Annotated in this window: 2 tRNA genes; both read right to left on the bottom strand. The window is 52.2% G+C overall.

Going from position 1 to position 276, the window contains the following annotated elements:
* Positions 1-42: 42 nt before the first annotated feature.
* Positions 43-118, bottom strand: a tRNA-Ala gene (locus OC71_RS26745).
* A gap of 9 nt (positions 119-127) precedes the next feature.
* Positions 128-204 (bottom strand) — tRNA-Ile (locus tag OC71_RS26740).
* Positions 205-276 lie beyond the last annotated feature (72 nt).

Here is a 276-nt window from a genome sequence, read left to right as displayed (position 1 = left end):
CGGAATATTCATTTCTAAGCTCTAACAAGCAGAAGCAGTTAATGGTGGAGCCAAGCGGGATCGAACCGCTGACCTCCTGCGTGCAAGGCAGGCGCTCTCCCAGCTGAGCTATGGCCCCATACAAAATTGGTGGGTCTGGGCAGATTCGAACTGCCGACCTCACCCTTATCAGGGGTGCGCTCTAACCAACTGAGCTACAGACCCAATTTCGAGCGCGTAACTGATTAGCTCAGAGCTATCAGCTTGGAGCTTAAAGCTGCTTCTATCGTCTTCTTC

The sequence above is a fragment of the Pseudomonas sp. W15Feb9B genome, from assembly GCF_000828175.1.
Classification (GTDB): domain Bacteria; phylum Pseudomonadota; class Gammaproteobacteria; order Pseudomonadales; family Pseudomonadaceae; genus Aquipseudomonas; species Aquipseudomonas parakoreensis.
The sequence above is the reverse complement of the archived record's forward strand: the minus strand, read 5'-3'. Positions and strand labels throughout refer to the sequence as shown.